Origin of the sequence: Bradyrhizobium sp. BTAi1, from assembly GCF_000015165.1 — a bacterium.
Classification (GTDB): domain Bacteria; phylum Pseudomonadota; class Alphaproteobacteria; order Rhizobiales; family Xanthobacteraceae; genus Bradyrhizobium; species Bradyrhizobium denitrificans.
On the sequence record NC_009485.1, the window covers coordinates 6,292,121 to 6,318,393 of the forward strand.

Below are 26,273 nucleotides of genomic sequence, written 5' to 3' on the forward strand. Positions count from 1 at the left end.
TCGAGATCGCCAAAGGCCGCATGCAGCCCACGCCCCTGATCAGCTACGATCGCGTCCACAAGACCTTTGCCGGCCCGGCAGGCGCGGTGGCTGCGGTCGACGACGTCTCGCTGGACATCGCCGAGGGCGAGTTCCTGGCGATCGTCGGCAGCTCCGGCTCGGGCAAGACGACGCTGCTGCGGCTCGCCAACCGGCTGATCGAGCCGGATGGCGGCAGCATCCGCATCGCTGGCGAGGACATCAGCTGCCTCGAACCGGTCGCCCTGCGCCGGCGCATCGGCACCGTGTTCCAGAACGGCGCGCTGTTTCCGCACATGACGGTTGCGGCCAATATCGGCATCACGCCCCGGCTGCTGGGGACAGCGCCCAAGGCGGTCGCCGCCCGCGTCGACGAACTGCTCGACCTCGTCCAGCTCGACCGCGCCGCCCATCGCAACCGCCTGCCGGATGCGCTCTCCGGCGGTCAGCGCCAGCGCGTCGGCGTGGCGCGCGCGCTGGCCGCGGGTCCCCGCATCGTGCTGATGGACGAGCCGTTCGGCGCGCTCGATCCGCTGACCCGCGACACGCTCGGCAGCGACTACCGCGCCCTGCATGCGCAGCTCGGGCTGACGACGGTGATGATCACCCATGACATCACCGAGGCGCTGCTGCTCGCCGACCGCATCGCGGTGATGCGCAGCGGGCACCTGGTCGAGGCCGGCACGCCAGCCGCGCTCGCCGCCAGCCGCGAGCCTTACGTGGCGGAGCTGATGACCACGCCGCGCCGCCAGGCCGCACGCCTCGCCGCGCTGCTGCCCGAGAGCGGCGCGGCATGAGCCTGCTGTCCGATCCACGCTTCGCCGAGGCGCTGTCGCATCTCGCCGATTATCTCGGCAGCCATCTGCGCGTGAGCATCGCCGCGCTCGCGCTGGGACTCGCTGTCAGCTTTCCCCTCGCGCTGCTGGCACGCAACCGCCCCACCTTGCGCAACCTCCTGCTCGGGATCGCGAGCGTGGTGCAGACCGTTCCGGGATTGGCGCTGCTCGCGCTGTTCTACCCGTTGCTGCTTGCACTCGCCGCGCTGACCCTGCGCTGGTTCGGCCTGTCATTCTCCGCGTTCGGCTTTCTGCCTGCGGTGCTGGCGCTGGCGCTGTATTCGATGCTGCCGGTGCTGCGCAACACCATCACCGGGCTGAACGGCGTCGACCCCGGCCTGATCGAGGCCGCCAAGGGCGTCGGCATGACCGAGCGCCAGGCGCTGCTCATGGTGGAGCTGCCGCTGGCGCTGCCCGTGATCATGGCCGGCATCCGCACCGCTGCGGTGTGGGTGATCGGCACCGCCACCCTGTCGACGCCGATCGGCCAGACCTCGCTCGGCAACTACATCTTTGCCGGGCTGCAGACCCAGAACTGGGTACTGGTCATGTTCGGCTGCGTCGCCGCCGCAGTGCTGGCGCTCGCCGTCGATCAGCTGCTGGCCTTCATCGAGCTCGGCCTGCGGACACGCAGCCGCGCCCGCGTCGGATCGGGGACCGCGGCCATCGCGCTGATGGTGGGCGCGAGCCTGCTGCCCTCGCTCGGCAGCAGCCCCGCACGCTACGCGATCGGCGCCAAGACCTTTACCGAGCAATATGTGCTGTCGGCGCTGATCAGCGAGCGGCTGCAGGCGGCAGGCCTCTCCGCGACCTCGCGCGCCGGCCTCGGCTCCAGCGTCATTTACGAGGCGCTCAAGAACGGCGACATCGACACCTATGTCGATTATTCCGGCACGCTGTGGGCGAACCAGTTCCATCATCGGGAGCAGATGCCCCGCGCGGCGCTGCTCGCGGCCTTGCAGCAGGATCTCGCTCGGGACAAGATCACGTTGCTCGGCGAGCTCGGCTTCGAGAACGCCTATGCGCTGGTGATGCCGCGCCAGAAGGCGACGGCGCTCGGCATTCGCACGGTCGAAGATCTCGCACGCCGCAGCCGGGACATGTCGATCGCCGGCGACTACGAGTTCTTCTCACGCCCGGAATGGGCTGCCTTGCGCGACGCCTATGGTCTCGCCTTCCGCACCCAGCGCCAGATGCAGCCGGATTTCATGTATGCCGCGGTGGCCTCGGGCGAGGTCGACGTCATCGCCGGCTACACCAGCGATGGCCTGATCGCGAAATACGATCTCGTCGTGCTCGACGATCCCAAGCATGCGATCCCGCCCTATGACGCGATCCTGCTGGTGTCGCCCAAGCGGGCCGAGGACCACGCCCTGCAGGACGCGCTGCGGCCACTGCTCGGCCGCATCGACATCGCGACCATGCAACAGGCGAATTTGCGCGCCTCCGGCAGCGACGCGGACTCGTCACCACAAGCAGTGGCGCGCTGGCTGTGGAGCAGGATCGCGAAGTAGGTCGCGCCATATCCTCCGCGTCATTGCGAGCGCTCACAATGACGGAGGTGGTTGGTGCGACGACCGCCGCGACCCATCAACTGAGCTGGATCACATCCCCGGCTCGATCGGCTTCTCCACCGCGCCGCCATGGTCGGCCCAATCCTTGAAGCCGCCGATATTGAACACCTTGTCGTAGCCCAGATCCTTCAGCGTCTTGCCGGACAGCGCGGCGCGGCCGCCGGAGGCGCAATAGATGATCACGCTCTTGTCCTTGGTGAAGGTCTTGTCGTGATAGGGCGAGTCCGGGTCGGCGCGAAACTCCAGCATGCCGCGCGACACGTGCAAGGCGCCGGCAATCTTGCCGCTCTTCTCGATCTCCGGCGCATCGCGCACGTCGAGCACCAGGGCATTGCCCTTGGCGATCATCGCCTGCGCCTCGGCCGGGGTGATCTTCGGCACCACGGCATTGGCCGCAGCCAACAGCTCTTTTACCGATGTGGACATGTCGGACCTCCCATTGGACGGAGCGCACGGGGTAGCCCAGCACGGCCACCCCTGCAATGCTCCGATCGGTCGACCCGCTGATCGCGAATCCGTGAGGTCTTCCGCCAGCGACAGGCCTGCTCTACAAGCCCCGGATCAGCTCGGCATCGATCAACATCCGGTTGAAGCGGCGTGCCTCGGCGCCCTCGCCACAGGCATAGAACACGCCTTTGCAGCGCAGCATGATGTCCTTCTGCTCGGCGAAGGACGGGTCGAGCGGAATGCCGGCCGCCTCCAGGGTGACCAGCGGCAAATAGGCCGCGTCGATCCTGTCCATCACAATTTCGCTCCGGCGCGGCTCGAAATTGACGCCGTCGATAGCGTAATAGGTCGCGTAATAGCGCGGATCATAGGTTTCCAGCTTCTGGCCGATGCCGGCCTCGTCGAGCTTGGGATCGAGAATGTGCGGCGAGAACTCCGGCTGGTGATCGCCATAGCGCACGATCAGGAACGGCTGGTCGCCGAAGCGCTTCTTCAGGCTCGCCACGAAGCGCTGATAATCCGACGCACTCATCGCCTGCCGGCGCAGATACTCATCGATCGCCGGCAGATTGCCGGGCGCGCGCCAGGCCGGCGTCAGATCCGGCCGGAACGTGGTCTCCCAGGGGAAATGATTGGCGGCGAGATAGACGAACATGAACAGCGGCTTGGTCCGCTGCCGCTGCTGCATCAGATCGAGCGCCGCGTCATAGAAGAAGCTGTCGGGCTCGACGCCTTTGGCGCCGAGGTCGCGCGCGTCGAGGAAGCGCTCGATCCCCATTGTCGTCTGGAAGCTGCGCGCGCTCATGAAGGCGCCGTGCGCGGGATAGATCGAGGCCGTGTCATAGCCGCATTGCCGCAGCGCCCAGGGCAGTCCGCGTTCGACGCGGCCAGCGGCGATCCGGGTGACGAAATAGGCAAAGCGGCCGAACGAGCGCGACGACAGGCCGGCGAGCACATTGTATTCGGTGAACCAGCTCGGCCCGCCATTGCTCTCGGCCATGAACTGCCGCGCCTTGCCGTCATAGGACTTGAAATGGCTGCCATAACCCTCGGGCACCTTGATGCCGGGGGCGGAGCGGATGTCGAAGCTCGATTCGTCGTGGATCAGCACGATGTTCGGCCGCCGTCCGGCCGGATGGCAGGAGTCCGGGAGCACGGCCGCCAGCCGGCGATCGGCCGTGGCGTCGGATTCCATGAAGCCGTTGGCGAGGAAATCCGAGACCGCGGTCACGCCGGAGCGCGCGAATTTGGAGAGATAGCCGTCGTCGTAATAGCCGCGCCAAGCCTCGTCGCGCCAGTTCAGTGAATAAAGCGTCAGCGCGGCGAGGCAGGCGAGCTTGCCCGCCAGCGCCGGCAGCCGCGCGACGCGGAACGGATCGACCCACCACAGCAGGCCCATCAGCGGCAGCACCACGGCCGCCGCCACCAGCACCGAGAGCTTCAGGTTCGGAAAGATCGTGAACAGGAATGCCGCGCTGTCGTGGTCGATCAGCATCACATCGACGAAGTTCGCGGTCATCTGGACCACGGCGTGCTTCAGCTGAGACAGCAGCACCAGCACCACGACCATGGTGAGCGCCAGGGCGCCCGACACCGCCGGGCGCCGCAGCAGCACCAGCCAGAAGCCGTTCAGGATGCCCCAGGCCAGCACGAAGCCGAGGCGAGAGCCGAAATCGGTCTCGGTGTGCAGCATCAGCGCCAGCGCCGCGACATGCGGTGCCGCGACGGCCGACAGCCGCACGGCGGCAGATCGCGTCGCGCTCGCCGCTGCGAGCGTGGTGATCGGTTCGTGGTTCGGAGTCAGCGACATGACGCGGCGATACTCGGACCGGACAGTCCCCGCGCCGGCACCTGCCAGCCGACCAGGACGCCCTACTGTGTCATCCGACCGTAATCAAATCGTCACAAATAACAACAACCGGAATTGCCCGGAGCGCCGCCGCTCGGCCGGCATCGCAGCATGGCGCACCGGCCACCGCCGCGGCGCGCGATCCTGACGGCGGCACCTGCGCGTTCGGTCCGGCAATCACCGTTCGGAATCGCCACTGCCGAGCAGTTGCTCGCGGATCACGCGCACCGCGCCACGGCTCCAGGAATAATTGGCGCCGAGGCGCAGCCCGCTGTCGCCGGCAAGCACCAGCGCACCATCGTCTGCCTGGCGGACACGAAAGCCGACGATGTATTCCGTGCGGCCGATCCGTCTGATGATCCCGAGCAGGCTCTGCTGCGCGCCGAGTTCGCGGGCGATCCGAGCCTCGCAATCGTCGCACGCGCGCAGCCCCTGGCCCGGCTTGATGCCGGCGGCTGCGTCCACCAGGCGGTAGCGTCCGGACTGCTCCAGCACCTGCCGGACCGCATCGGTCGCCGCCTGCAGCTCCTTGTGGTCCGCCTCGGTCTCGCCGAGCGCAGCGCCTGCGCTGGTATCGTCGAGCTCGAACGGCAGCAAGGCCAGCCGGACCGGCGCCGGCGTGACCAGCGCCTCGCGCATCTGGCGTGAGACGAAGGTTTCGGCACGCTCCCAAGCCTCGTCATTGTCGCCGCGGAAGGTGAACAGCTTGTCGAACAGCACCCGGCTGGATGCGACGTCGATGGCCGCCACCCGCGCCCATTGCACCAGGGTCGACAGCTTCTGCACGCCGCCGGTGATGACGATGCCCGCGCCGGCCGCGGCGGCCATCTGCAATCGGGCGGCCGGCGGAGCATCCGCCGCGGGACAGGCGGCGCCGCAGGACGGGCTGACCAGCCGCAGACGCTGATCGGTCGCGACGTCGTGCTTCAACGCCGCCACGAAGGCCTGCAGCCGGCGCTGATGTGCCGCCGTCTGGTCGATCGGCTCGCCGGACGTGTCGAGATAGCTGAAATCGTCGACCATCACAGCCGGGACGGGATCGGATGCGGCCGCGCTACGGAGCGGACCAGCGACGACAAGAAGCGCGAGGAAGAGACAATGGACGGAGCGGCGGTGTGACATGGCGGTCTCCAGAGACATGCTTGCAGGACCGAATGCTAGGCGTGCTGCCGCCGCGCAGAACCGGCTCCGCTCCCGACGGCCCGCGGGAAAATTTCACGACCACGCGGCCACTCGCCCGTGGCGCTTTCGGCCCTGCCGGTTCTGCCGTTAAATGCCGACCGGGCTGGACTGCCATGGATGCGCTGAAGATGTGGACCCGCTACGACCTCAAATACCGGCTGACACTGCGCATCTCCGGGGTGGCAACCCTCTGTTTCGCAGCGATCTGTGCCTATGTCCTGTTCGACATCGCGAGATCGGCGGATGCGCGCAATGCGCGGATTGCCGAAATCACGGCCCGGACGCTTCAGTTGCAGCAGAGCAAGATGCAATGGGTCAACAATCCGCCGGCCGGCTTTCCCGACCTCGATGCGGTCGCGGCGGCCAGCATGACGCCCGGCCTCTGCATCGCCTACCGCGCGGTCGGCGATCATATGCTGCAGCGGATTTGCGGCGGCGCGGACGCGCAGAGCGACGAACCGCCGCGCGCCTTTGCGATGCTGTATCGCGGGCTGTTCGGTCCGGGCCAGGAAGCCACGCGGTCGGTGCTGTCGCGTGACCGCAAGATCGGCGATGCGGTGGTCTGGATCGATGCGGACGTGATGACGGCCGACGCCTGGCGAGAGTTGCGCCGGCTGCTGCCGGTGCTCGGAACGGCGCTGGTGCTGCTCTGCGTGCTGGCCCATGCGGCGCTGGCACGCGCCCTGCGCCCGACCCGGCTGATCTGCGCCGGCCTCGAGCGGATCGTGGCCAACGATCTGACGGCGCGTTTGCCGCCCTTCGACCTCGCTGAGCTCTCAGCCATCCGCGACGCCTTCAACCAGCTTGCCGACGGGCTGCAGGCGGCGCTGGCGCAGCGCAGCGAGCTGACGCGGCGCCTGATCGCCCTGCAGGACGACGAGCGGCGTCACCTCGCGCGCGAGCTTCACGATGAGTTCGGGCAGTCGCTCGCAGCGATCCGCGCGCTGGCGGCGGCGATGCGCGAGAGCGTCGCCCTGGCGTGTCCCGCTGCGCTCGGCGAGTGCGACAGCATTGCACGCACCGCCGCGGACATGATGGAGACACTGCGCGGCGCGCTGGTGCGGCTGCGGCCGCCGGATATCGACGAGCTCGGCCTGGCCGCCAGCCTTGAGGGCCTGGTCGCGGGCTGGAACAGGCGACAGCGCGGACCAGCCCGGTTCGAGATCGACCTGTCCGGCCCGATCGATCGGCTCCCCGACACAACCGCCAACAATCTCTATCGCATTGCGCAAGAGGCGCTCACCAACTGCGCCAAGCATTCCGCGGCCACGCGGGTCCGCCTGCAGTTGGCGGCACAGAACAGCCTGGGCCAGGGCCCTTCGCCGGATCGGATCGTCCTCACGGTGGCCGATGATGGCGCAGCCAGCGATCTCATGGGCCCGCCAGGCATGGGCCTGCTCGGGATCCGCGAGCGCGTGGCCTCTCTCGGCGGCGACATGAGCTTCGCCGCGGGAGATCATGGCGGCTCGCGGCTTCACGTCACGATCCCCGTCCCGGCCTTTTCGCCCGTGCAGGCACCGATCGGGTGCGCAGCATGACGAACGCGGCGGGCACGATCATGCTGGTGGACGACCACGCCGTGGTGCGCGAGGGCTATCGGTCCATGCTGCAGAAGCAGCACGGCCTGCGTGTGGTCGCCGAAGCGTCCGATGGCGCCGAGGCCTACCGCCTGTTCAAGGAGGTGAGGCCGGATCTCGTCATCATGGACCTGACGATGCCGGGCGTCGGCGGCATCGAGGGCATTCGACGCATCCGGCAATGGGATCGCGACGCGCGCATTCTCGTGTTCACCATGCATGAGAACGCGGGATTCGCCGTGCAGGCGATCCGCGCCGGTGCCCGCGGCTATGTCACCAAGAGCAGCCCCCCGGAGATCCTGGTCCGCGCGGTGATGGAGGTGCTCGGCGGCGCCATCGCGATCAGCCCCGACATCGACCACGAACTCGCGCTCAGCCGCCTGTGTGGCGAGAGGGCCGCCGCCGACGTCCTCACGGCGCGCGAGTTCGAGGTCATGCAGATGCTGCTCGCCGAGCGCACCACCGAGGAGATCGCATCCGCGCTTCACCTCAGCCCGAAGACGATCGCCAATCTGCATTCGTTGATCAAGGACAAGCTCGGCGTCGGCACCGATATCGAGCTGGTGCGCCTGGCGCTGCGCCAGGGCCTGCTGACCTGACCCCGATCGACGTCCACGATTTATCGGGGGTCAGGACTGCTCCGGGTGAATGCGTGCCGCGTCAGCCGTCTCCGATGCGGACTCCCGGCTTTCGGGATCGACCGTCAGATGAAACTCCCGCCCCAGCCGGCGCTGCACGCTCATGACGGCGCGGTCGATGTCGCTGATCAGGCTGTCGCCAAGAACGACATGGGGAATTTCCCAGTTGCGGCCGCTGCGCACGTCGACGGCCTGGACGGACGGCACGCGCGCGGTCTCGCATCCCGGCTGCGCGCGGATCGCGTCTTCCACCAGGCGGGTCAGCTCCGCCCGGGTCTTGCCGATGGTCGTCATGGCCTGGGTCAGACCTTGGCCGGCGGTGTCAGGCCGAGCCGCTTGGCGATGATGCGGTCGACGGTCCGCTTCGGCAGCAGCCGGGTGATCCACTGCCGCAGCGGATCGGGCGCAATCTCGTAGCGCACCTTGGGCGCGGGCGCCGTCAGCGCCTCGAACACCCGCTCGGCGATGGTCTCAGCCGGCAGCCCGATCTTGCCGAGATGCAGCATGAAGCCGCGGATCCGCTGCAACGCCGGAAAGAACGGCGAGCTCTGATAGGCCGACAGGTCGACCTCCTCCGCCTTGGCCCAGATCGGCGTCTTCACCGCGCCGGGGGCAATGATGATGACGTCGATCCCGAACAGCATCAATTCGCGACGCAGGCTCTCCGACAGACCTTCGACCGCGTGCTTGGAGGTCGAATAAGGCGCCATCAGCGGATTGCCATTGCGGCCTGCCACCGAGCTGATCATCACGATCCGCCCTGCCGCGCCGGACCTCGCGGGATCCGCCCCGAGCAGCGGCGCGAAGGCCTGGGTGGCAATGACCGGGCCGATGACATTGACCTCCATCTGGCGGCGGAACTCCGCGATCGGCAGCTCCGTCACCGGACCAGCGACCGCAATGCCGGCATTGTTGACCAGGCCGGCAAGCGCCTCGCCGCCAAGCGCCGCCCGCACCTCGCCGGCGGCTGCCTTGACCGCCGCCTCGTCCGTGACGTCGAACAGCAAGGGAGTGAAGTTCGCGCCGAGCTCGGTGCGCAGCCGTTCCGCATCAAGCGGGTTGCGAACACTCCCAAAGACACGAAAGCCACGTGCGAGCAGAAGCTTCGAACAGGCGAAACCGATGCCCGTGGACGCGCCGGTGACGACGACGGATTTCATGGCGACCTCAACGATTTGCCGGACGATTATCGCATGAGATGCAGCGTCATGCTGGTGCTGTTTTCAGCGGCGGACGGGCGCGACAGCCGGCTGCGCTTCCGGCAGCCGTTCGAGCCGATGACACCGGGAATCGTCTCGCTGGCGGCCGGGCGGACCGCCGCAAGAATGTGATTTAGAATTCGATCCTTGAGCGGATGACAGCTGAGGTGAGCTGGATGAGGGCGGATAATCGAGATCAAGAAACGTCTCTGACCTTATGAGATCATTAACCTTTCCGTCTTTACCCGGAGCTCTTTTGCCGATCGTGGCCGATCGTCCGATGCAGCGCTGCGGTGGCGCCAATCGGCACCTGTTTAGCAGCGCTAGCCGCTTCGTCTTAATTTTCCGTATCCGTGTTTCTCCGGAGTACTACGCTCCTGGCCCCTAACACATTGTTATCGCCGATACGGAAAGCTGCGCGGTGCCGAGCCCGCAGCGGAGCAGAAGCGCGGCCGCTGCGGCAATTCCGGACCAGACGAGCGTGACCGTGTCTCAGCCAGAACAGCTTCCCGATTCAGAACATTCGATCATCTCCGAACTCGAGGACGCGGTTCGCGGCGGCTCCTCCGAGAAGCGCGTCCACACGCTCCGCCAAGTCACCAACCTGTTCCTGCATGATGGCGAACGCCTCAGCGAGGAGCAGATCAAAGTGTTCGACAACGTGCTGTGCATGCTGGTGTCCCGCGTCGAGACGCGGGCGCGGGCCGAGCTCAGCAAGCATCTGGCGCCGGTCGATTACGCGCCGGTCGACGTCATCCAGCGCCTCGCCCGTGACGACGAGATTTCGGTCGCCGAGAGCGTGCTGATGCATTCGACCCGGCTGTCCGAACACACCCTGGTCGAGGTCGCATCGACCAAGGGCCAGGACCACCTGATGGCGATCTCGAGCCGCCCGCATCTGACCGAGGCCGTCACCGACATCATCGTCGACCGCGGCGAACGTCGCGTCATCCGCAAGCTCGCCAACAACCAGACCGCGCGCTTCTCCGAGACCGGCTATTCCGGGATGATGGCGCATGCCGAGGATGACGACGAACTGACCGAGATCATCGGGCTGCGCGTCGACCTGCCGAACAAGCATTTGCGCGACCTCCTGCGCCGCGCCACCGATTCGGTGCGCACCAAGCTGATGGCCTCCGCCCCGCCGGCGCTGCAGAAGGAGATCAAGAAGGTCCTGAAGACCATCAGCGACGTCGCGCGCAGCGATGGCGGCCTGGTCGGGCGCGACTTCACGCTGGCCGAAGAGGCCGTCAAGCGCATGAAAGGGCTGAACGAGCTCAACGACACCGCCATTGCCTTTTTCGCCGAGACCCGCCGCTTCGGCGAAGTAGCGGCCGCGCTCGGCCTGCTCAACAACGTGCCGACCGAGATGATGGCCAAGGTGCTGGAAGGCCCGCGCACCGACATCGTGCTGATCCCCTGCCGGGCGGCCGGGCTGATCTGGCCCGCCGTCGCCAAGATCCTGACTCACCGCCCGATCAAGCACGCCATCGACAGCGAGACGCTCAAGCTGGCGGAGCGCGATTACACCAGACTGTCGCTGGACACGGCGCAGCGCACGCTGCGGTTCTGGATGGTGCACAACAAGGTCGAGAAGTAAGCCGGACCGACCTTGCCGGTTTCGCAGGACGGAGTCGCGCGATACCGGCCTATCGCCGGGAGATCGCGTCGCCGTGATTGACTCGGCCACACCCGCACACCTACTGTGATGACGACGGTGCCCCATAACCGGGGCTCAAAAGGGAATGCGGCGCCGGACGCGTCTCGCGAGGGACATGATCGAAGGGCGCAGCTGTCCCCGCTCGTGCAGGCGGCAAATGACGCGTCATAGGCCACTCGGAAATCCTGGTCCCGGAACGACGTCATGGCGGCTATGACACGCGAGCCAGGGCACCCGCCGTCAGCGGTGGTCACACGCGAACATATCGGTCCGGATGGTGTTGGCACCGTCTTCAGGCCGGCCGGCAACGACCTGCGTGGCACCTCGTTCGCGGTGACGTGCCACTGACGTGATGCCGAGGTCCACGTGTCTCCCGTTTCCCATGCCCGGCACTGCCGCGCCGTCCTGTCCTCGTCCTGTGTGCTCACATCGATTGCGCTGCTCGGTGCGTTTTCTGCAGCCGCGCAGCAATCCGCCTCCCCGCATCTGCTGCCGCCCGTCGAGGTCGACCCGCCACACAAACCGGCCGCCCGGAAACCGGTCGTCGCCGGCAGATCTCATGCCCGCAGCGCGGCATCGGCGCAGAGGCCGGTAGCGCCTGCCGCCGCCAGCCCAACCGGCATCGCCACGCCAGCCGCCGAGGCCGGCCGGTCGATCACCGTGGTGACTGACAAGGATATCGCCACCCAGCAGGGCCGCAGCCTGCCGGACATCCTGAGCACGGTCCCCGGCTTGACCGTCGTGCAGGCCGGCGGTCCGGGCGGGCAGAGCACCGTCTCCACCCGCGGCACCAGCGCCAACCATACCAAGCTCGTCATCGACGGCGTCGATGTCGGCAACGTCACCAACAGCAATGGCGCGCCCGATGTCGAGCATCTGCTCACCGCCGACATCCAGCGGCTCGAGGTGCTGCGCGGGCCGCAGAGCGGCCTCTATGGCGCGGATGCGCTCGGCGGCGTGATCTCGATCACCACCCGCAAGGGTGACGGACCGGCACAAGCCACCGGCTCGATCGAAACCGGCGCGTATCGGAGTTTCAACCAGACCGCGGGACTCAGCGGCTCAAAGGATCAATTCAACTACGCGTTCAACATTGCGCACCTTCACGCCGGCGATGTGCCGGTGACGCCCTGGCAATTGCTGCCACCAGGACGGAAGGCGATCGGCAACGCCTATGACAACGTCACGGCGTCGACCAGGCTCGGCGTCGACCTGAACGAGGCTTGGACGCTGAACGCGCTGGTTCGCCACACCGACGCGAGCCTGCTGTTCACCGGGGACAGCGGATCTCCGAGCTTTCCGAATGCAACCCAAAGCCATCACACCGACCGCCAGTTGACGACCCGCGAGGAAGCCGTCTGGTCGCTGCTCGGCGGCCGCATCCGCAACCATTTCGGCGTGAACTACGTCAACAACTGGTCTTACGATCTGGCGCCCGGCAATCCGGCGCCTACCATCGCCACCGGCGAGCGCATCAAATATGACTGGCGCGCAGTGGCCGAAATCGCGCCGCGCAATCATCTTGTGGTCGGCCTGGAGCAGCAGGCCGAGCGGCTGAAGGCGGCCGACGTCCTGGCCGAGAACGGCAACAAGGCCGGCTTCGTCGAGCTGCAGACCGAATTCGCCAAGCGCTGGTTCGTGGTCGCGAGCCTGCGCGACGATGTCGACGATCGGTTCGGCGGCCACGGCACCTACCGGATCGCGCCGGCGGTGATCCTGCCGGTGACCGAGACCCGGCTGAAGGCGAGCTATGGCACCGGCTTCAAGGTGCCGACCTTGAGCCAGTTGTATCAGAATTTTCCGGCCTTCAATTTCTTCGCCAATCCGAACCTGAAGCCGGAGGCGAGCATCGGCTACGATGCCGGCTTCGAGCAGCCGCTGTTCGACGATCGGTTGCGCTTCGGCGCGACCTACTTCCACAATGACATCACCAACCTGATCAGTTTCAACGCGAACGCCACCTCCTTTGCCAATATCGGCTTCGCCACCACCGAAGGCACCGAGAGCTTCGTCGCGGCGAAACTGACCGATCGCATCTGGCTCCGCGCAGACTACACGTTCACCCGCGCGGTCGACGCGAGCACCGGTCAGCAGCTGTTGCGCCAGCCGAGAGAGAAATGGAGCGCCACCGCCACATGGCTGCCGGTCGATGCGCTGACGCTGTCGGCCACCCTGCTGCGCGTCGGCGACTGGCTCGACATCAGCCGCGACGGCACCACGACCGGCCTCGTCGCGCCCGGCTATACGCTGGTGAATCTGCGCGGCGACTACGCCCTCTCGGACCAGGTCAAGCTGTTCGCCCGGATCGACAATCTGTTCAACCGCCATTACCAGAACCCGACCGGCTTCCTGGCGCCCGGCTTCGGCATGTTCGGCGGCATCCGGATGGCCACCTCCGGGCTGCAGTGACGATGCCAACACGCTGGCCTGGGCGGTCGCGGTCAGGCAGGGCACGCGGCCGCGCTCGGACTCGGAGCAGACGGTGTAGCCGGGGGCCCTTCGGCGCCATCATCGCCACGATTGACTCAGCCACACGCGCACACCTACTGTGATGGTGACGGTGCCCCCTGACCGGGGCTCAAAAGGGAATGCGGTGCCGGACGTCCTTAACGGATCGTTCGAAGGCCGCAGCTGCCCCCGCAACTGTAAGCGGCGAATCTCACGTCAGATGCCACTGGGAATTCTCGGTCCTGGGAAGGCGGCGTTGAGGTGACGACCCGCGAGCCAGGAGACCTGCCGTCAGCCGTGGTCACACGCGAGGATGCCGGTCGGGGCGTTTATTGGCATCGTTTCTACGCCGGGCAGCATTGGCCGGTGTGAAACCTCGTTCGCGGTGACGTGCCACTGACGTCATGCCGAGGTTTCCTCGTGTTCTCGTTCCTATCCGTCGCCCGGCGCCATCGCGCCGGCCTGTTGTCGTCGACCGTCCTGGTCTCCATCGCGACGTTCGGCGCGGCTCCGGCCACCGCCCAGCAATCCGCCTCCCCCGACCTGCTGCCGCCGGTCGAGGTCGATCCGCCCCGCAAGCCGGCCGCTCCGAAGTCGGCCTTGCCGCGTGGGGCGCAGACGCCGCGCGCACGCGCATCGCAGCCGGCGGCCACGCAGAGCGCCGCCGCCAAGGCCAACGCACAACTCGTCGTCAGCCCGACCGGCATCGCAACCCCCGCTGCCCATGTGGCGAACGCGATCACCGTCGTTACGGCCAAGGACATCGCCACACAACAGGCCCGCAGCGTGCCCGACATCCTCGCCGCCATTCCCGGCTTGAACGTCGTGCAGACCGGCGGCGCTGGCGGGCAGAGCTCGGTCTTCACCCGCGGGACAAACGCGAATCACACCAAGATCCTGATCGACGGCATCGATGTCGGCGACGCCACCAATGCCAATGGTGCGTTCGACTTCGCCCATCTGCTGACCTCGGACATCCAGCAGTTCGAGGTGCTGAGGGGGCCGCAGAGCGGCCTCTATGGCTCGGATGCGATCGGTGGCGTCATCTCGGTGATCACGCGCAAGGGCGACGGCCCGGCGCGGGCAACCGCTTCGATCGAGACCGGCACGTATCAGACCTTCAACCAGTCGGCCGGCGTCAGCGGGTCGCAGGACAATGTGAACTACGCGATCAATGTCGCGCATCTCCATGCCGGCGACATTCCGGTCACGCCACAGCAATTGCTGCCGGCGGGGCAGAAGGCGATCGGCAACGCCTATGACAACGTCACCGCCTCGACCAAATTCGGCGTCGACCTCAACGAGGCCTGGTCGCTGAATTCGGTGTTGCGCTATACGGACGCGACGCTGCTGTTCACCGGCGACGGCGGCTTTCCCAGCGTCCCGAACGCGGCCCAGAGCAGCCATGCCGTGCAGCAGTTCGCCACGCGCGAGGAAGCCGTGTGGTCGCTGCTCGACGGCCGCATCAAAAACTATTTCGTTATCAACTACGTCAACAACCGGACGTCCGATCTCACCGCGGGCAATCCCCTCGCCGCAATCTCGACCGGCGAGCGCATCAAATATGATTGGCACGCGGTCACCGAACTCGCTCCGCACAACAATTTCATCGTCGGGCTCGAGCAGCAGACCGACCGTCTCCAGACCACGGGTCTGACGGCCGAGAACGGCAACAGAGCCGGCTTCGTCGAGGTGCAGACGAATTTCGCACAGCGCATGTTCCTGGTCGCGAGCCTACGCAACGACATCAACGATCAATTCGGCAGCCATGGCACCTACCGGATCGCACCGGCCGTGATCCTGCCGGTCACCGAAACCAAGCTGAAGGCGAGCTACGGCACCGGCTTCAAGGCGCCGACCTTGAGCCAGCTCTATCAGGACTTTCCGGCGTTCAACTTCTTCGCCAATCCGAACCTCAAGCCGGAGCAGAGCACCGGCTATGATGCGGGATTCGAGCAGCCGCTGTTCGACGATCGCATCCGCTTCGGCGCGACTTACTTCCACAACAGCATCAGCAACCTGATCAACTCCAATGCGACCTTCACCTCCTACGCCAATGTCGGACTCGCCACCACCGAGGGCACCGAGAGCTTCGTCACAGCGCAACTGACGGACCGGCTGTCGCTGCGCGCGGACTATACGTTCACGCGCGCGGTCGACGCGACGACCGGTCAGCAGCTGCTGCGCCGCCCGAAGGAAAAATGGAGCGCGACAGCGATCTGGACGCCGCTGGACCCGCTGACGGTGTCGGCCACCTTGCTGCGCGTCAGCAACTGGCGCGACGTCAGCCGCGACGGCATGACCTCTGGCCTCGTCGCGCCCGGCTATACGGTCGTGAACCTGCGCGCCGACTACGCGGTCTCCGACAAAGTCAAACTATTCGGCCGCATCGATAACCTGTTCAACCGGCACTATCAGAACCCGACCGGCTTCCTGGCCCCGGGCCTCGGCATGTTCGGCGGCATCCGTGTGGCGAGCTTCGGGATGGAGTGAACGCCCTGCCCTGCGAATCGCTGTCATCGACATCCCCAATGGACTACAATCCCCCCGAAGGAGACGACCCATGGCTCTCGACATCCTCACCTCCCCCGCCGACGCTCGCCTCACGCCCGTGCCGCCGCGGCATGCCGCAGCCTTCTGCTTCGCGCTGCTGGTCACCGCCTGCGCGCTGGCGAGCTTCGCCTTTGCCTGCGCCACGCCATTCGCGGCCTTCGCGGTGGTCGCAGCCGCCCTGCTGCCGCTCCGCTCCGCGTTGCTCTGCGTGCTCGGCGCCTTCCTGGTCAACCAGGGCATCGGCTTCGGCGCCCTGCATTATCCCATCGATGCCAACACGCTGGCCTGGGGGATCGCGATCGGTGCCGCCGCGCTCGGCGCCACGATCATCGCGCGCCTCGTGTTGCAGGCGTTGCGCACCGCACCGGCGCCGCTCGCGCTCACCACCGCCCTGCTCGGCGCCTACGCCGGCTACGAGCTGCTGCTGCTCGCGGCCACGCCCGCGCTCGGCGGCGCGTCGAGCTTCACGCCCGCGATCGTCGCGCGCCTTGGACTGACCGGCGCCGCCTGGCTGGCCGGGCTCGTCGCCACCTGTGAGATCGTCCGCCTGCTCGCGCCGCGCGTCTCACGCCGCGCGATGTCCTGAATGGACCGGCGACGGCTCGATCCAACAAAAACGGCGGGCCTCGGCCCGCCGTTTGCATTTCTCGATCGTCGTCGCGAGACCTTAGTTCTTCGACTTGTCGACCAGCGCGCCCTTCTTGATCCAGGGCATCATGTCGCGCAGGCGAGCGCCGACTTCCTCGATCGGGTGCTGGGCGAGACGGGCGCGGGTGGCCTTGAACGAGGACTGGTTGACCTTGTTCTCCAGCATCCAGTCGCGGGCGAAGCGGCCGGACTGGATGTCGTCGAGCACGCGCTTCATCTCGGCCTTGGTCTCGGGGGTGATGATGCGCGGGCCGGTGACGTACTCGCCATATTCAGCGGTGTTGGAGATCGAGTAGTTCATGTTGGCGATGCCGCCTTCATAGATCAGGTCGACGATCAGCTTCACCTCGTGGAGGCACTCGAAATAGGCCATTTCCGGGGCGTAGCCGGCTTCCGTCAGCGTCTCGTAGCCGGCCTTGATCAGCTCGACCAGGCCGCCGCACAGCACCGCCTGCTCACCGAACAAATCGGTCTCGCACTCTTCCTTGAAGGTGGTCTCGATGATGCCGGCGCGGCCGCCGCCGATCGCCGAGGCGTAGGACAGGCCGAGATCATGGGCATTGCCCGAGGAGTCCTTGGCGATCGCGATCAGGCAGGGCACGCCGCCGCCGCGCTGGTATTCGGAGCGGACGGTGTGGCCGGGGCCCTTCGGCGCGATCATCAGCACGTCGAGATCGGGGCGCGGATCCAGCAGGTTGAAATGCACGTTGAGACCATGGGCGAAGACGAGCGCGGCGCCCTGCTTCATGTTGTCGTGCAGGTGCTCGCGGTAGATGTCGCCCTGCAGCTCGTCCGGGGTCAGCATCATCACGAGGTCGGCCCACTTCGCGGCCTCGGCGACTTCCATCACCTTGAAGCCGGCACCTTCGGCCTTCTTGGCCGAGGCCGAGCCCTTGCGCAGCGCAATCGCGACGTCCTTGACGCCGGAATCCTTCAGGTTCAGCGCATGGGCATGGCCCTGGCTGCCATAGCCGACGATGACGACCTTCTTGCCCTTGATCAGGTTCAGATCGGCGTCGCGATCGTAGTAGACACGCATTGTCGTTTCCTCTTTGAAATGGCCGGAATTGGCTGGAAAGTCAGACGCTTGGGTGAGGCACGGGCGGCTGCGCCCGGACGAAATCCGGCCCGTGTCTAGAGCATTTTGAGGTGCGATGGAAACCCCGATCTCGCATGGCGGCCGCCCCTCTCATGCGTCCATGAACACGGGATAGAGCGAGGCCAGCAGCAGCACGGCCATCAGGATATTAAAGCCGCGGACCGCGCGCTCCGAGCTCAAGAGCGGCCGCAATGCGGTGCCGAACAGGGTCCAGGTAATGGTCGAGCCGATCGCCATGACGAAGCTGATGGCGACCTGCAACGCAACGTTGGCGGGAAAGCGGGCGATGGCGGCATAGGCCGTGATGGTGCTGATCACCATCACCCAGCCCTTGGCATTGACCCATTGGAACAGCGCCGCGCCCCAGAACGACATCGGGCCGCGCGGCGCCGTGTCGTCATCGGTCTTGGCCGATCCGGAGAATGCGATGACGACCGCGAGATAGATCAGATAGGCAGCGCCGAGATATTTCAGCACCTCCTGCAGCACGGGATAGCGGATGAACACCGTGGCCAGCCCGAAGCCGACCGCGCCGACCATGAAGGCGAAGCCGAAGCTGACGCCCATCATATGCGGCACCGTGCGGCGGAAGCCGTGGGTCACGCCCGACGACAGCAGCATGATATTGTTCGGCCCCGGCGTGAACGCCATCACGAAGGCGAAGGTGACGAAGGCGATGAGGAGCTGCTGGGACATCTAATGAGCTTCCGCCACGCGACGATTCTTCACCCTCCCCTGGAGGGGGAGGGTCGATCGCGCATGAAATGCGCGATCGGGGTGGGGTGGGCCCCAGGCACAGCTCGCGCGGGGAGGCGTCCCCCCGCCCCGTTTCACATCGCGGCTTCGCGCGATGTGAAACGCCCCTCCCTCTCCAGGGGAGGGTGGCAGCGTGCTCGCCTCGCCATCTCGCGCAAACATCAACACAGCTCGCCTACCCCTGCCCCGCCGGCTTCTGCAGCACATAGGTCGCGTGCATCGGGGCGTGGTAGTCGGCCGACACAGTGACGAAGCCGACCTCGCTCAGCATCCGCTCCATCACCCAGGCGAAGGTCGAGTTCTCGTCGCGCATATGGGTGATGACGCTGTCGCGGGCGAGGTCGTGGTTCTTGATGTTGAAATCGGCCCATTGCTCGATCGAGCGCTCGGCGCCGTCGGGCATGCTGACATAGACGATATCGCGCAGGAAGAACTGCGCGCCCGGCTTCAGCGCGCCGTAGATCCGCGCGAGCGCCACCGCCTTCCAGAAGTCCGGCAGATGATGCAGCGTGAACTCGCTGGCGATCAGGTCGTAGGAATTGGCCTCATAGGCGAACGACAGCAGGCCGGCCGAATGCATCCGCACCGCGGTGCGGCGGTCGCGGGTGTAGATCTTGGTCAGCGCCAGCATCGCCGGGGAGATGTCGATGGCGTCGACGACCGCGCCCAGCAGCGCCGCTTCCGTCGCCAGCACGCCATTGCCGCAGCCGATATCGGCCACTCGCCAGCCGGGCTTGACGCCCAGCATCTTGAGCGCCGCGCGCGCGCGCTCGTCCGCATCATCCCCCGCGCCATAGATCGAGGCCACGGCATGATCCAGCCCGATCCGGTTCCGTTCGTTGTAGTACCAGTCGCGCGCCAGCATGGCTCACATCCCTTCCGGTCCTCGCCCGATCGCCGCAATGCCGGTCCTGGCCACCTCGACCAGGCCGAGCGGACGCATCAGATCGATAAACTGACTGATCTTGTCGGTGTTGCCTGTGATCTCGAACACGAAGCTTTCCGTGGTGGCGTCGATGACGCGGGCCCGGAACGCATCCGCCAGCCGCAGCGCCTCGACGCGCGGCTCGCCGGTGCCGCGCACCTTGATCATCGCCAGCTCGCGCTCGATCGCACGCTTCGTCAAGGTCATGTCGACGACGCGATAGACCGGCACCATGCGGTCGAGCTGGTGCTTGATCTGCTGGATCACCATCGGCGTGCCCGTGGTCACGATGGTGATGCGCGACAGGTGCTTCTGGCTCTCGGTCTCGGAGACGGTCAGGCTCTCGATGTTGTAGCCGCGGCCGGAAAACAGGCCGATCACCCGCGCGAGCACGCCGGGCTCGTTCTGCACCAGCACTGACAGTGTGTGCGTCTCGTTAGGGTCGTGGCGATCTTCGAGGAAATAGGCTGATGCTGGCTGGTTCATTGCTGTCCCCGTGGTGTCTCTGCCGTCATGGCCGGGCTTGTCCCGGCCATCCACGTCGAGCGTCGCGCGCGCGGCTCGTGGATGCCCGGGCCTTCGCCGCGCCGAAGCGGCTTCGGCCGCGCAGGCGGGTCAAGCCCGGGCATGACGGCGGTGTTTGTGGTGCGCCGAGTGCCCATCACGACACTCCTGCCATTTCTTCGGAGGTTGCCGGCATCACCCAGCGCCTGAACAAATCGAGATCGATGTTGCCGCCGGTCAGCACCAGGCCGACGCGCTTGCCGGCGAGCTTGCGCTTGTCCTGCAGGGCCGCCGCGAGCGAGGCTGCGCCGGCACCTTCGGCGAGATTGTGCGTGTCGGTCCAGAAGATGCGGATAGCCTCGGCGATCTCGGCGTCGCTGACCTGCACGATGCGCGATGCCCCCTTGAGAATGATCGCGAGCGCATCGGCATCGGGGCTGCGCGTCGCGAGCCCATCAGCCTTCGTGTCGGCGCTGCTGGTCGTCACCACGGTGCGCGCCGCGAATGACAGCGCGTAGGACGGCGCCTCCGTCGACTGCACGCCGACGATCTCGGTCTTCAGGCCGAGCAGGTCACGCGCGAGAATGCAGCCGCAGATGCCGGAGCCCTGCCCGATCGAGACGTAGAGCACATCGAGATCAGGGGCGGATCGGAACAGCTCCAGCGCGTAGGTCGCAACACCGCGCACGAGATCAGGATGGAACGACGGCACCATGTGCAGCCCATCACGCGCCGCGTGCCGCCCGGCTTCCTCGCGCGATTCCTGGAAATCGCTGCCATTCTCGATCAGTTCGGCACCGAACGCGGCCATCGCGCGGTTCTTCTCAACCGAATTGCCCCTGGGCACGTAGATCGTCACCGGCAGGCCGTTGCGGCGGCCGGCGAAAGCGACGCTCTGGCCATGATTGCCGCGCGTCGCGGTGATCAGGCCGCGGACATCAGGCTGCGTGCGCTTGAGGTTGTCGACATACACCAGCCCGCCGCGCACCTTGAAGGCACCGGCCGGCGTGTGGTTCTCATGCTTGACGACGACGCCGGCCCCCAGCCGCGCGGCGAGCAGCGGCCACGCATGTGCCGGCGTCGCCGGCACGGCGGCGCCGACGATGGCATGGGCGGCTTCCAGCTCAGCGAGCGTGAACATGGGACTGCTCATGTGTTGTTTGCCGATAGCCGCGAACGCCGCTGCGCTCCCTCTCCCCGTGCTGACGGGGGCGCGACGAGCTTCGCTCGCGCTGAGAGGGCTGGGGTGAGGGACAGCCACACGCAACGGCCGTGCGGAGAGCCCCTCTCACCCGGATTGCATCTGACGATGCCATCCGACCTCTCCCCGCAAGCGGGGAGAGGTGAAGAGCGCCGGCACCGCACCACCGTGTCATGCCCGCGAAGGCGGGCATCCAGTACGCCGCGGCCGGTGTGAGACCCACGACCGCCGCGGCGTCCTGGATCGCCCGGTCAAGCCGGGCGATGACAGTGGAGTTTGTCGGGCGCGCTGTGCTCACGAACAGTCCTCACACCAGCGCCTTGCCGCCGGCGAAGGCCGCAGCCGGATCCGACGCTTCCGCCGGCAGGATCATCTCGTTGTGCGCCTTGCCGGAGGGGATCATCGGGAAGCAGTTCTCCAGCGCGGCGACGCGGCAGTCGAACAGCACCGGCTTCTTGACCGAGATCATCTCCTTGATCGCGCCGTCGAGATCGCCGGGCTTTGAGACCTGCAGGCCGACGCCGCCATAGGCCTCCGCCAGCTTGACGAAGTCCGGCAGCGCTTCCGAGTAGGAATGCGACAGGCGGTTGCCGTGCAGCAGTTGCTGCCACTGCCGCACCATGCCCATATACTGGTTGTTGAGGATGAAGATCTTGACCGGCAGCTCGTACTGCACGGCCGTCGACATCTCCTGCATCGTCATCTGCACCGAGGCGTCGCCGCCGATGTCGATAACCAGGCTGTCGGGATGCGCGACCTGGACGCCGATCGCCGCCGGCAGGCCATAGCCCATGGTGCCGAGGCCGCCCGAGGTCATCCAGCGGTGCGGCTCCTCGAAGCCGTAGAACTGCGCCGCCCACATCTGGTGCTGACCGACCTCGGTCGTGATGTAGGTGTCGCGGCCGCGCGTCAGCTCGAACAGCCGCTGGATCGCATATTGCGGCATGATGACGTCGCGGTTCGGCTTGTAGGCCAGCGAGTTGCGCGCCCGCCAGGTGGCGATCTGCTGCCACCACGCCTTGATGTCCGGCGTCTTTGCCTCGGCCTTGAACACCTGCAGGATGTCGGCGAGCACGTCGCCGCAATCGCCGATGATCGGCACGTCGACGCGGATGTTCTTGTTGATCGAGGACGGATCGATGTCGATGTGGATCTTCTTCGAGTTCGGCGAGAACGCGTCGGTGCGGCCGGTGATGCGGTCGTCGAAGCGCGCGCCGACGCACAGCATGACGTCGCAATCATGCATCGTCATGTTGGCCTCGTAAGTGCCGTGCATGCCGAGCATGCCGAGCCAATTGGTGCCCGACGCCGGATAGGCGCCCAGCCCCATCAGGGTCGAGGTGATCGGAAAGCCCGTGACCTCGACCAGCCCACGCAACAGCCTGGAGGCCTCCGGCCCCGAATTGATGACGCCGCCGCCGGAATAGATCACCGGCCGCTTGGCCGAGGCCAGCAGCGCGACCGCCTTGCGGATCTGCATCGCATCGCCCTTGACGCGCGGGGCGTAGGAGACGTGGACGTCGGACTTGCGCGGCGGATGATAGGTGCCGGTGGCGAACTGCACGTCCTTCGGCACATCGACGACGACGGGGCCCGGCCGGCCCGAGGTCGCGACATAGAACGCCTCGTGCAGCACCTTGGCCAGATCGTTGACGTTGCGGACCAGCCAATTGTGCTTGGTGCAAGGCCGGGTGATGCCGACGGTGTCGCATTCCTGGAAGGCGTCGTTGCCGATCAGATGCGTCGGCACCTGGCCGGTGATGCAGACCAAGGGAATCGAATCCATCATCGCATCCGCCAGCGGCGTCACCATGTTGGTGGCGCCGGGACCTGATGTCACCAGCACGACGCCCGGCTTGCCGGTCGAGCGCGCATAGCCTTCGGCGGCATGGCCGGCGCCCTGCTCGTGACGGACCAGGATGTGCTCGACTTCGCTCTGCTGGAAGATCTCGTCATAGATCGGAAGCACCGCGCCGCCCGGATAGCCGAAAATGTGCTGCACGCCGTGGTCGATGAGCGCGCGCACGATCATCGCGGCGCCGGTCATCTGGTTCGGATCGTGGCTCTTGTCGGTCATGGCAGGCTCCGGATCGCTTCTGTCAGCGGCTTTGTCGTCTGGGTCAGTCGTTTCGGTCAGTTCGGGGTCGTCTCGGTTCGGGGTCGTCCAGGCAATAAAAAAGGGCCCTGGAAGGCCCTGCGCACCGCTCGGATGATGGATGGCCGCTAGCCATCCCCGGCGATGCGCCTGGGTACGACTACGATAAGGATGGCGGTAATAATGTTGCGCATGTTGCCGAGCAGACTTCCCAAAGGTTGCGCGAACATAGCCACGGATACCCCGATGTCAAGGCAAAGCCGGCTCATGCGCGCGATTTTGTCAGGTTAACGCGGAATTCGCCGTTCGGCGAGCGGTAATTTGGCCGTCACGCCGTCATTGCGAGCGAAGCGAAGCAACCCGGGGCCACTCGACAACTCTGGATCGCTTCGTCGCTGCGCTTCTCGCGATGACAATTAGAGGAACGCCACCCACCCCCGCGCCTGCTCCGGCGTCAGCCAATCGAACTCCGGCAGCTGATGCCGAAACCAGGTGAATTGCCGCTTGGCATAATGCCGGGTGTCGGCCTTGCCGATCATGGCCGCCTCCTCCCGCGTGATCTCTCCGCGGAGATGCCGGATCAGCGCCGGCACGCCGTGGGCCTTCATCGCCGGCAGCAGCGGATCGAGCCCGCGCGCCGCCAGCCGCGCGACCTCCTCCAGCGCCCCGTCCGCGAGCATGGCGTCAAACCGTGCATCGATCCTGGCGTACAGCGCCTCGCGCTCCGGAGCGATGAACAGCGCCCGATAGCTTCCCTCCGGGAGCAGTGGCGGGGTGGTCTCGGCATGCCACTCGGCCAATGGCCGACCGGTGGCCTCGATCACCTCCAGCGCCCGGGCAATACGGGTGCGGTCGCGGACATTCAGCCGCGCCGCCGCCGCGGCATCGCGCCGCGCCAGCTCGGCATGCAGCGCCTCCACCCCGTCGCGATCGAGCCTGAGACGCACCGCCTCGCGCACCTCGTCCGGCACAGGTGGCACGGCCGACAGGCCGCGCGTCAGGGCCTTGAAGTAAAGCCCGGTGCCGCCGATGAAGATCGGCAGCCCCCCGCCTCGTCGCACCTCGTCGAGAACCTCTTTGGCATCACGGACATAATGGCCGGCCGAGTAGTTCACGGCGGCATCGACACAGCCATAGAGCCGGTGCGGCACCGCGGCCTCTTCGGCGAGGCTCGGCCGGGCCGTCAGCACCCTCAGATCGCGGTAGACCTGCATCGAATCGGTATTAATGACCGCCCCGCCCGCTTTTTGCGCAAGTTCCAGAGCGAGCGCCGACTTGCCGCTGGCGGTCGGCCCTGCGATAAGCACGGCTTTGTTGATCCCTGGCAAAGTCACCGGATGTCTCTCGTCGCCACCTTCATCTGCAATCCCGCCGATCCCGCGCTTGATACCACGATCGTGGAGGCCTTCATGGCCGTACTGCCATCGCCGGGGACGCCGCGCTGGCTGTTCGACGAAGTCGCGATCGACATCCCGTTCGCCGGCGAGGGCGAGGTCCACAAGATCGAGGCGCGCTTGCGCGACCTGCGCGGCGACATGCCGATCGACATCGTCGTGCAGGCGGAAGCCGTCCGGCGCAAGAAGCTTTTTCTGGCCGACATGGACTCGACGATGATCGGACAGGAATGCATCGACGAGCTCGCCGAATTTGCCGGGCTGAAGGCGCGTGTCTCCGCCATCACCGAACGGGCGATGCGCGGCGAGATCGCGTTCGAGCCGGCCTTGCGCGAACGCGTGGCGCTGCTGAAGGACCTGCCGGTGAGCGTCGTCGACGAGGTTCTCGCCAAGCGTATCAAGCTCACCCCGGGCGGCCGCCAGCTGGTAATGACCATGCGGGCACATGGCGCCTATACATGTCTGATCTCCGGCGGCTTCACGCTGTTCACGCGTCCCATCGCGGCCACGATCGGCTTTCAGGAAAATCGCGCCAACGAGCTCGTGGTGGCCGACGGCAAGCTGACCGGTGACGTGCGTGAGCCGATCATCGGACGCGACGCCAAGCTCGCCACCCTGACTGAGCTTCGCGAATCCTTCGACCTCGACGAGATCGACACGCTGGCGGTGGGTGACGGCGCCAACGATCTCGGCATGATCGAGGCGGCCGGCCTCGGCGTAGCCTATCACGCCAAGCCCGCGGTCTCCGCGGCCGCCTCCGCGCGCATCGACCACGGCGACCTCACCGCGCTCCTCTACGCCCAGGGCTACACGCGCGCCGAATTCGTGGAATGAGCCCTGGATGAAGCAGCCGCCGCGCAGAAGCGGCTGCCTGCGCGCCATCATGTCACCCCCGAGAGCCGGATCGTGAACACGGCGCGGCCTCGTCCGAACGAATGACACATCGCGCCGTGATGGCAGCCGAACGGCGCACGCCGCTTTGAATACGAATCATGCATTCGAGGGCGAGGACATGTGCAGCCTCTGCTCGCGCAATCGGGCTGAACGTTTATTTCAATCTGCCGCGCTCACGCGCAACCACGTTCCAAATCATTTCAAAACGCTGATCGTGTCATTCGACACTCGCATCAGATCCAGCAACGACGCCGCTAATTTTAACCGCGTCACCGTTCCATCAATTGTCAAACCATGCTGCATCGCATATATGATTTTTCAGGTGAGGAAGCGTCCAAGACACGAACACGATTGCGCATGACGCGATCGATCATCGTCACAAAAGGACCTCCGATGACCATCAAGCGACTCATTCCCAGCACTCTGCTCGTTCTCGCCGCGCTCAGCAGCGCCGCTGTTGCAGCCGAATTGCCGAACTACGAAGTCAAGGCGCTGCCGGCCACTCCGCATCAGCTGTCCGTCGTCGGCGCTTCGACTGCCGAGGAGCAGGCCCCCGCTGCCGACCTGACGCGCGCCGGCATGCCCGCCACGAACCACCAGCTCGCCGTGCTGACCACCCACCGCCGCAGCGCCGCTCTTGTTGTCCCGACCACGGTCGGCAGCGCACGCAACTAAGCGCCTGATGTGATCTCTCGACCCATCTCCTCGAGCCCCGTTCTGTCATAGCTCGAGGAGGTGTCGCCGGTCGCGGGCGCCACCGCCCGGGACGATGCCGA

General features: G+C 66.4%; 23 protein-coding genes and 2 riboswitches. Of the genes, 11 read left to right on the forward strand and 12 right to left on the reverse strand.

Features of this window, described 5'->3' with window-relative positions; all coding sequences use genetic code 11:
• The first annotated feature begins 20 nt into the window (after nucleotides 1-20).
• Nucleotides 21-815 carry an ABC transporter ATP-binding protein gene (locus tag BBTA_RS28380; protein ID WP_041750948.1) on the forward strand — a complete coding sequence of 265 codons (795 nt, stop codon included), beginning with the start codon at nucleotides 21-23 and terminating at the stop codon, nucleotides 813-815.
• Nucleotides 812-2,368 carry an ABC transporter permease/substrate-binding protein gene (locus BBTA_RS28385; RefSeq protein ID WP_041750949.1) on the forward strand — a complete coding sequence of 519 codons (1,557 nt, stop codon included), beginning with the start codon at nucleotides 812-814 and terminating at the stop codon, nucleotides 2,366-2,368. The genes BBTA_RS28380 and BBTA_RS28385 overlap by 4 nt, the downstream gene beginning before the upstream one ends.
• Nucleotides 2,369-2,458: 90 nt before the next feature.
• On the opposite strand, the gene BBTA_RS28390 is transcribed toward BBTA_RS28385, so the two are convergent.
• From BBTA_RS28390 to BBTA_RS28400, 3 genes are all read right to left on the reverse strand, one after another.
• Nucleotides 2,459-2,854: a rhodanese-like domain-containing protein gene (locus BBTA_RS28390; protein WP_012045949.1), complete on the reverse strand. Its 396-nt coding sequence runs from the start codon at nucleotides 2,852-2,854 to the stop codon at nucleotides 2,459-2,461.
• Between the two features lie 121 nt (nucleotides 2,855-2,975).
• Nucleotides 2,976-4,685 (reverse strand): sulfatase-like hydrolase/transferase, encoded by a 1,710-nt coding sequence (locus tag BBTA_RS28395; protein ID WP_012045950.1) that lies wholly within the window; start codon nucleotides 4,683-4,685, stop codon nucleotides 2,976-2,978.
• A gap of 216 nt (nucleotides 4,686-4,901) precedes the next feature.
• Nucleotides 4,902-5,846 (reverse strand): DUF2380 domain-containing protein, encoded by a 945-nt coding sequence (locus BBTA_RS28400; protein WP_012045951.1) that lies wholly within the window; start codon nucleotides 5,844-5,846, stop codon nucleotides 4,902-4,904.
• 188 nt (nucleotides 5,847-6,034) lie between these two features.
• Between BBTA_RS28400 and BBTA_RS28405 the strand changes: the two genes are divergently transcribed.
• Complete coding sequence (locus tag BBTA_RS28405) at nucleotides 6,035-7,444, forward strand: histidine kinase (RefSeq protein ID WP_041751653.1); 1,410 nt, start codon at nucleotides 6,035-6,037, stop codon at nucleotides 7,442-7,444.
• Nucleotides 7,441-8,082, forward strand: coding sequence for a response regulator transcription factor (locus BBTA_RS28410; RefSeq protein WP_041750950.1), 642 nt, complete (start codon nucleotides 7,441-7,443; stop codon nucleotides 8,080-8,082). Before BBTA_RS28405 ends, BBTA_RS28410 begins: the two co-directional genes overlap by 4 nt.
• Before the next feature lie 30 nt (nucleotides 8,083-8,112).
• Here the strand turns inward: BBTA_RS28410 and BBTA_RS28415 are convergent, their stop codons facing one another.
• Both BBTA_RS28415 and BBTA_RS28420 read right to left on the reverse strand, forming a co-directional pair.
• Nucleotides 8,113-8,415 carry a hypothetical protein gene (locus tag BBTA_RS28415; protein ID WP_012045954.1) on the reverse strand — a complete coding sequence of 101 codons (303 nt, stop codon included), beginning with the start codon at nucleotides 8,413-8,415 and terminating at the stop codon, nucleotides 8,113-8,115.
• 8 nt (nucleotides 8,416-8,423) lie between these two features.
• A complete protein-coding gene (locus tag BBTA_RS28420; protein ID WP_012045955.1) occupies nucleotides 8,424-9,281 on the reverse strand; it encodes an SDR family oxidoreductase in 858 nt (285 codons plus the stop codon).
• 48 nt (nucleotides 9,282-9,329) lie between these two features.
• On the opposite strand from BBTA_RS28420, the gene BBTA_RS41685 reads away from it, so the two are divergent.
• The 5 genes from BBTA_RS41685 (at nucleotide 9,330) to BBTA_RS28440 (ending at nucleotide 16,567) form a co-directional block, all read left to right on the forward strand.
• Complete coding sequence (locus BBTA_RS41685; RefSeq protein WP_256374677.1) at nucleotides 9,330-9,452, forward strand: hypothetical protein; 123 nt, start codon at nucleotides 9,330-9,332, stop codon at nucleotides 9,450-9,452.
• Between the two features lie 355 nt (nucleotides 9,453-9,807).
• Nucleotides 9,808-10,920 (forward strand): DUF2336 domain-containing protein, encoded by a 1,113-nt coding sequence (locus tag BBTA_RS28425; protein ID WP_041751654.1) that lies wholly within the window; start codon nucleotides 9,808-9,810, stop codon nucleotides 10,918-10,920.
• A 98-nt stretch (nucleotides 10,921-11,018) separates the two neighbouring features.
• Nucleotides 11,019-11,237, forward strand: a riboswitch (cobalamin riboswitch).
• Nucleotides 11,238-11,346: 109 nt separating this feature from the next.
• A complete protein-coding gene (locus BBTA_RS28430) occupies nucleotides 11,347-13,389 on the forward strand; it encodes a TonB-dependent siderophore receptor (RefSeq protein WP_012045957.1) in 2,043 nt (680 codons plus the stop codon).
• Between the two features lie 132 nt (nucleotides 13,390-13,521).
• A riboswitch (cobalamin riboswitch) is annotated at nucleotides 13,522-13,736 on the forward strand.
• A gap of 112 nt (nucleotides 13,737-13,848) precedes the next feature.
• Nucleotides 13,849-15,921, forward strand: a complete 2,073-nt coding sequence (locus tag BBTA_RS28435; protein ID WP_012045958.1) for a TonB-dependent siderophore receptor — start codon at nucleotides 13,849-13,851, stop codon at nucleotides 15,919-15,921.
• 70 nt (nucleotides 15,922-15,991) lie between these two features.
• Nucleotides 15,992-16,567, forward strand: coding sequence for a hypothetical protein (locus tag BBTA_RS28440; RefSeq protein ID WP_012045959.1), 576 nt, complete (start codon nucleotides 15,992-15,994; stop codon nucleotides 16,565-16,567).
• Between the two features lie 81 nt (nucleotides 16,568-16,648).
• Here the strand turns inward: BBTA_RS28440 and ilvC are convergent, their stop codons facing one another.
• From ilvC to miaA, 7 genes are all read right to left on the reverse strand, one after another.
• Entirely contained in the window at nucleotides 16,649-17,668 is a 1,020-nt protein-coding gene (gene ilvC / locus BBTA_RS28445; protein WP_012045960.1) for a ketol-acid reductoisomerase, read from the reverse strand.
• A 150-nt stretch (nucleotides 17,669-17,818) separates the two neighbouring features.
• Complete coding sequence (locus BBTA_RS28450) at nucleotides 17,819-18,424, reverse strand: LysE family translocator (protein WP_012045961.1); 606 nt, start codon at nucleotides 18,422-18,424, stop codon at nucleotides 17,819-17,821.
• A gap of 235 nt (nucleotides 18,425-18,659) precedes the next feature.
• Complete coding sequence (locus tag BBTA_RS28455) at nucleotides 18,660-19,349, reverse strand: class I SAM-dependent methyltransferase (RefSeq protein WP_012045962.1); 690 nt, start codon at nucleotides 19,347-19,349, stop codon at nucleotides 18,660-18,662.
• A 3-nt stretch (nucleotides 19,350-19,352) separates the two neighbouring features.
• Nucleotides 19,353-19,895: an acetolactate synthase small subunit gene (gene ilvN, locus BBTA_RS28460; protein ID WP_012045963.1), complete on the reverse strand. Its 543-nt coding sequence runs from the start codon at nucleotides 19,893-19,895 to the stop codon at nucleotides 19,353-19,355.
• Nucleotides 19,896-20,070: 175 nt separating this feature from the next.
• Complete coding sequence (locus tag BBTA_RS28465; RefSeq protein ID WP_012045964.1) at nucleotides 20,071-21,054, reverse strand: threonine dehydratase; 984 nt, start codon at nucleotides 21,052-21,054, stop codon at nucleotides 20,071-20,073.
• 367 nt (nucleotides 21,055-21,421) lie between these two features.
• Nucleotides 21,422-23,191 carry an acetolactate synthase 3 large subunit gene (locus tag BBTA_RS28470; RefSeq protein WP_012045965.1) on the reverse strand — a complete coding sequence of 590 codons (1,770 nt, stop codon included), beginning with the start codon at nucleotides 23,189-23,191 and terminating at the stop codon, nucleotides 21,422-21,424.
• A 434-nt stretch (nucleotides 23,192-23,625) separates the two neighbouring features.
• Nucleotides 23,626-24,543 carry a tRNA (adenosine(37)-N6)-dimethylallyltransferase MiaA gene (miaA, locus tag BBTA_RS28475; RefSeq protein WP_041750951.1) on the reverse strand — a complete coding sequence of 306 codons (918 nt, stop codon included), beginning with the start codon at nucleotides 24,541-24,543 and terminating at the stop codon, nucleotides 23,626-23,628.
• A gap of 3 nt (nucleotides 24,544-24,546) precedes the next feature.
• Here miaA and serB point away from each other — a divergent pair, with 3 nt between their 5' ends.
• Together serB and BBTA_RS28485 are read left to right on the forward strand one after the other, a co-directional pair.
• On the forward strand, nucleotides 24,547-25,437 hold the full coding sequence (serB, locus tag BBTA_RS28480) for a phosphoserine phosphatase SerB (RefSeq protein ID WP_012045967.1): 891 nt from the start codon (nucleotides 24,547-24,549) through the stop codon (nucleotides 25,435-25,437).
• 453 nt (nucleotides 25,438-25,890) lie between these two features.
• Nucleotides 25,891-26,172 carry a hypothetical protein gene (locus BBTA_RS28485; RefSeq protein WP_012045968.1) on the forward strand — a complete coding sequence of 94 codons (282 nt, stop codon included), beginning with the start codon at nucleotides 25,891-25,893 and terminating at the stop codon, nucleotides 26,170-26,172.
• Nucleotides 26,173-26,273: the final 101 nt, after the last annotated feature.

What these genes read in the sequence shown, in the direction of transcription:
- BBTA_RS28400 (WP_012045951.1), bottom strand. Translation starts at nt 5,846, where the DNA reads ATGTCACACCGCCGCTCCGTCCATTGTCTCTTCCTCGCGCTTCTTGTC.
- BBTA_RS28410 (WP_041750950.1), top strand. Translation starts at nt 7,441, where the DNA reads ATGACGAACGCGGCGGGCACGATCATGCTGGTGGACGACCACGCCGTG.
- BBTA_RS41685 (WP_256374677.1), top strand. Translation starts at nt 9,330, where the DNA reads ATGCTGGTGCTGTTTTCAGCGGCGGACGGGCGCGACAGCCGGCTGCGC.
- BBTA_RS28385 (WP_041750949.1), top strand. Translation starts at nt 812, where the DNA reads ATGAGCCTGCTGTCCGATCCACGCTTCGCCGAGGCGCTGTCGCATCTC.
- serB (WP_012045967.1), top strand. Translation starts at nt 24,547, where the DNA reads ATGTCTCTCGTCGCCACCTTCATCTGCAATCCCGCCGATCCCGCGCTT.
- BBTA_RS28440 (WP_012045959.1), top strand. Translation starts at nt 15,992, where the DNA reads ATGGCTCTCGACATCCTCACCTCCCCCGCCGACGCTCGCCTCACGCCC.
- BBTA_RS28450 (WP_012045961.1), bottom strand. Translation starts at nt 18,424, where the DNA reads ATGTCCCAGCAGCTCCTCATCGCCTTCGTCACCTTCGCCTTCGTGATG.
- BBTA_RS28415 (WP_012045954.1), bottom strand. Translation starts at nt 8,415, where the DNA reads ATGACGACCATCGGCAAGACCCGGGCGGAGCTGACCCGCCTGGTGGAA.
- BBTA_RS28485 (WP_012045968.1), top strand. Translation starts at nt 25,891, where the DNA reads ATGACCATCAAGCGACTCATTCCCAGCACTCTGCTCGTTCTCGCCGCG.
- BBTA_RS28470 (WP_012045965.1), bottom strand. Translation starts at nt 23,191, where the DNA reads ATGACCGACAAGAGCCACGATCCGAACCAGATGACCGGCGCCGCGATG.
- BBTA_RS28395 (WP_012045950.1), bottom strand. Translation starts at nt 4,685, where the DNA reads ATGTCGCTGACTCCGAACCACGAACCGATCACCACGCTCGCAGCGGCG.
- BBTA_RS28380 (WP_041750948.1), top strand. Translation starts at nt 21, where the DNA reads ATGCAGCCCACGCCCCTGATCAGCTACGATCGCGTCCACAAGACCTTT.
- ilvC (WP_012045960.1), bottom strand. Translation starts at nt 17,668, where the DNA reads ATGCGTGTCTACTACGATCGCGACGCCGATCTGAACCTGATCAAGGGC.
- BBTA_RS28405 (WP_041751653.1), top strand. Translation starts at nt 6,035, where the DNA reads ATGTGGACCCGCTACGACCTCAAATACCGGCTGACACTGCGCATCTCC.
- BBTA_RS28465 (WP_012045964.1), bottom strand. Translation starts at nt 21,054, where the DNA reads ATGTTCACGCTCGCTGAGCTGGAAGCCGCCCATGCCATCGTCGGCGCC.
- BBTA_RS28420 (WP_012045955.1), bottom strand. Translation starts at nt 9,281, where the DNA reads ATGAAATCCGTCGTCGTCACCGGCGCGTCCACGGGCATCGGTTTCGCC.
- BBTA_RS28390 (WP_012045949.1), bottom strand. Translation starts at nt 2,854, where the DNA reads ATGTCCACATCGGTAAAAGAGCTGTTGGCTGCGGCCAATGCCGTGGTG.
- ilvN (WP_012045963.1), bottom strand. Translation starts at nt 19,895, where the DNA reads ATGAACCAGCCAGCATCAGCCTATTTCCTCGAAGATCGCCACGACCCT.
- BBTA_RS28455 (WP_012045962.1), bottom strand. Translation starts at nt 19,349, where the DNA reads ATGCTGGCGCGCGACTGGTACTACAACGAACGGAACCGGATCGGGCTG.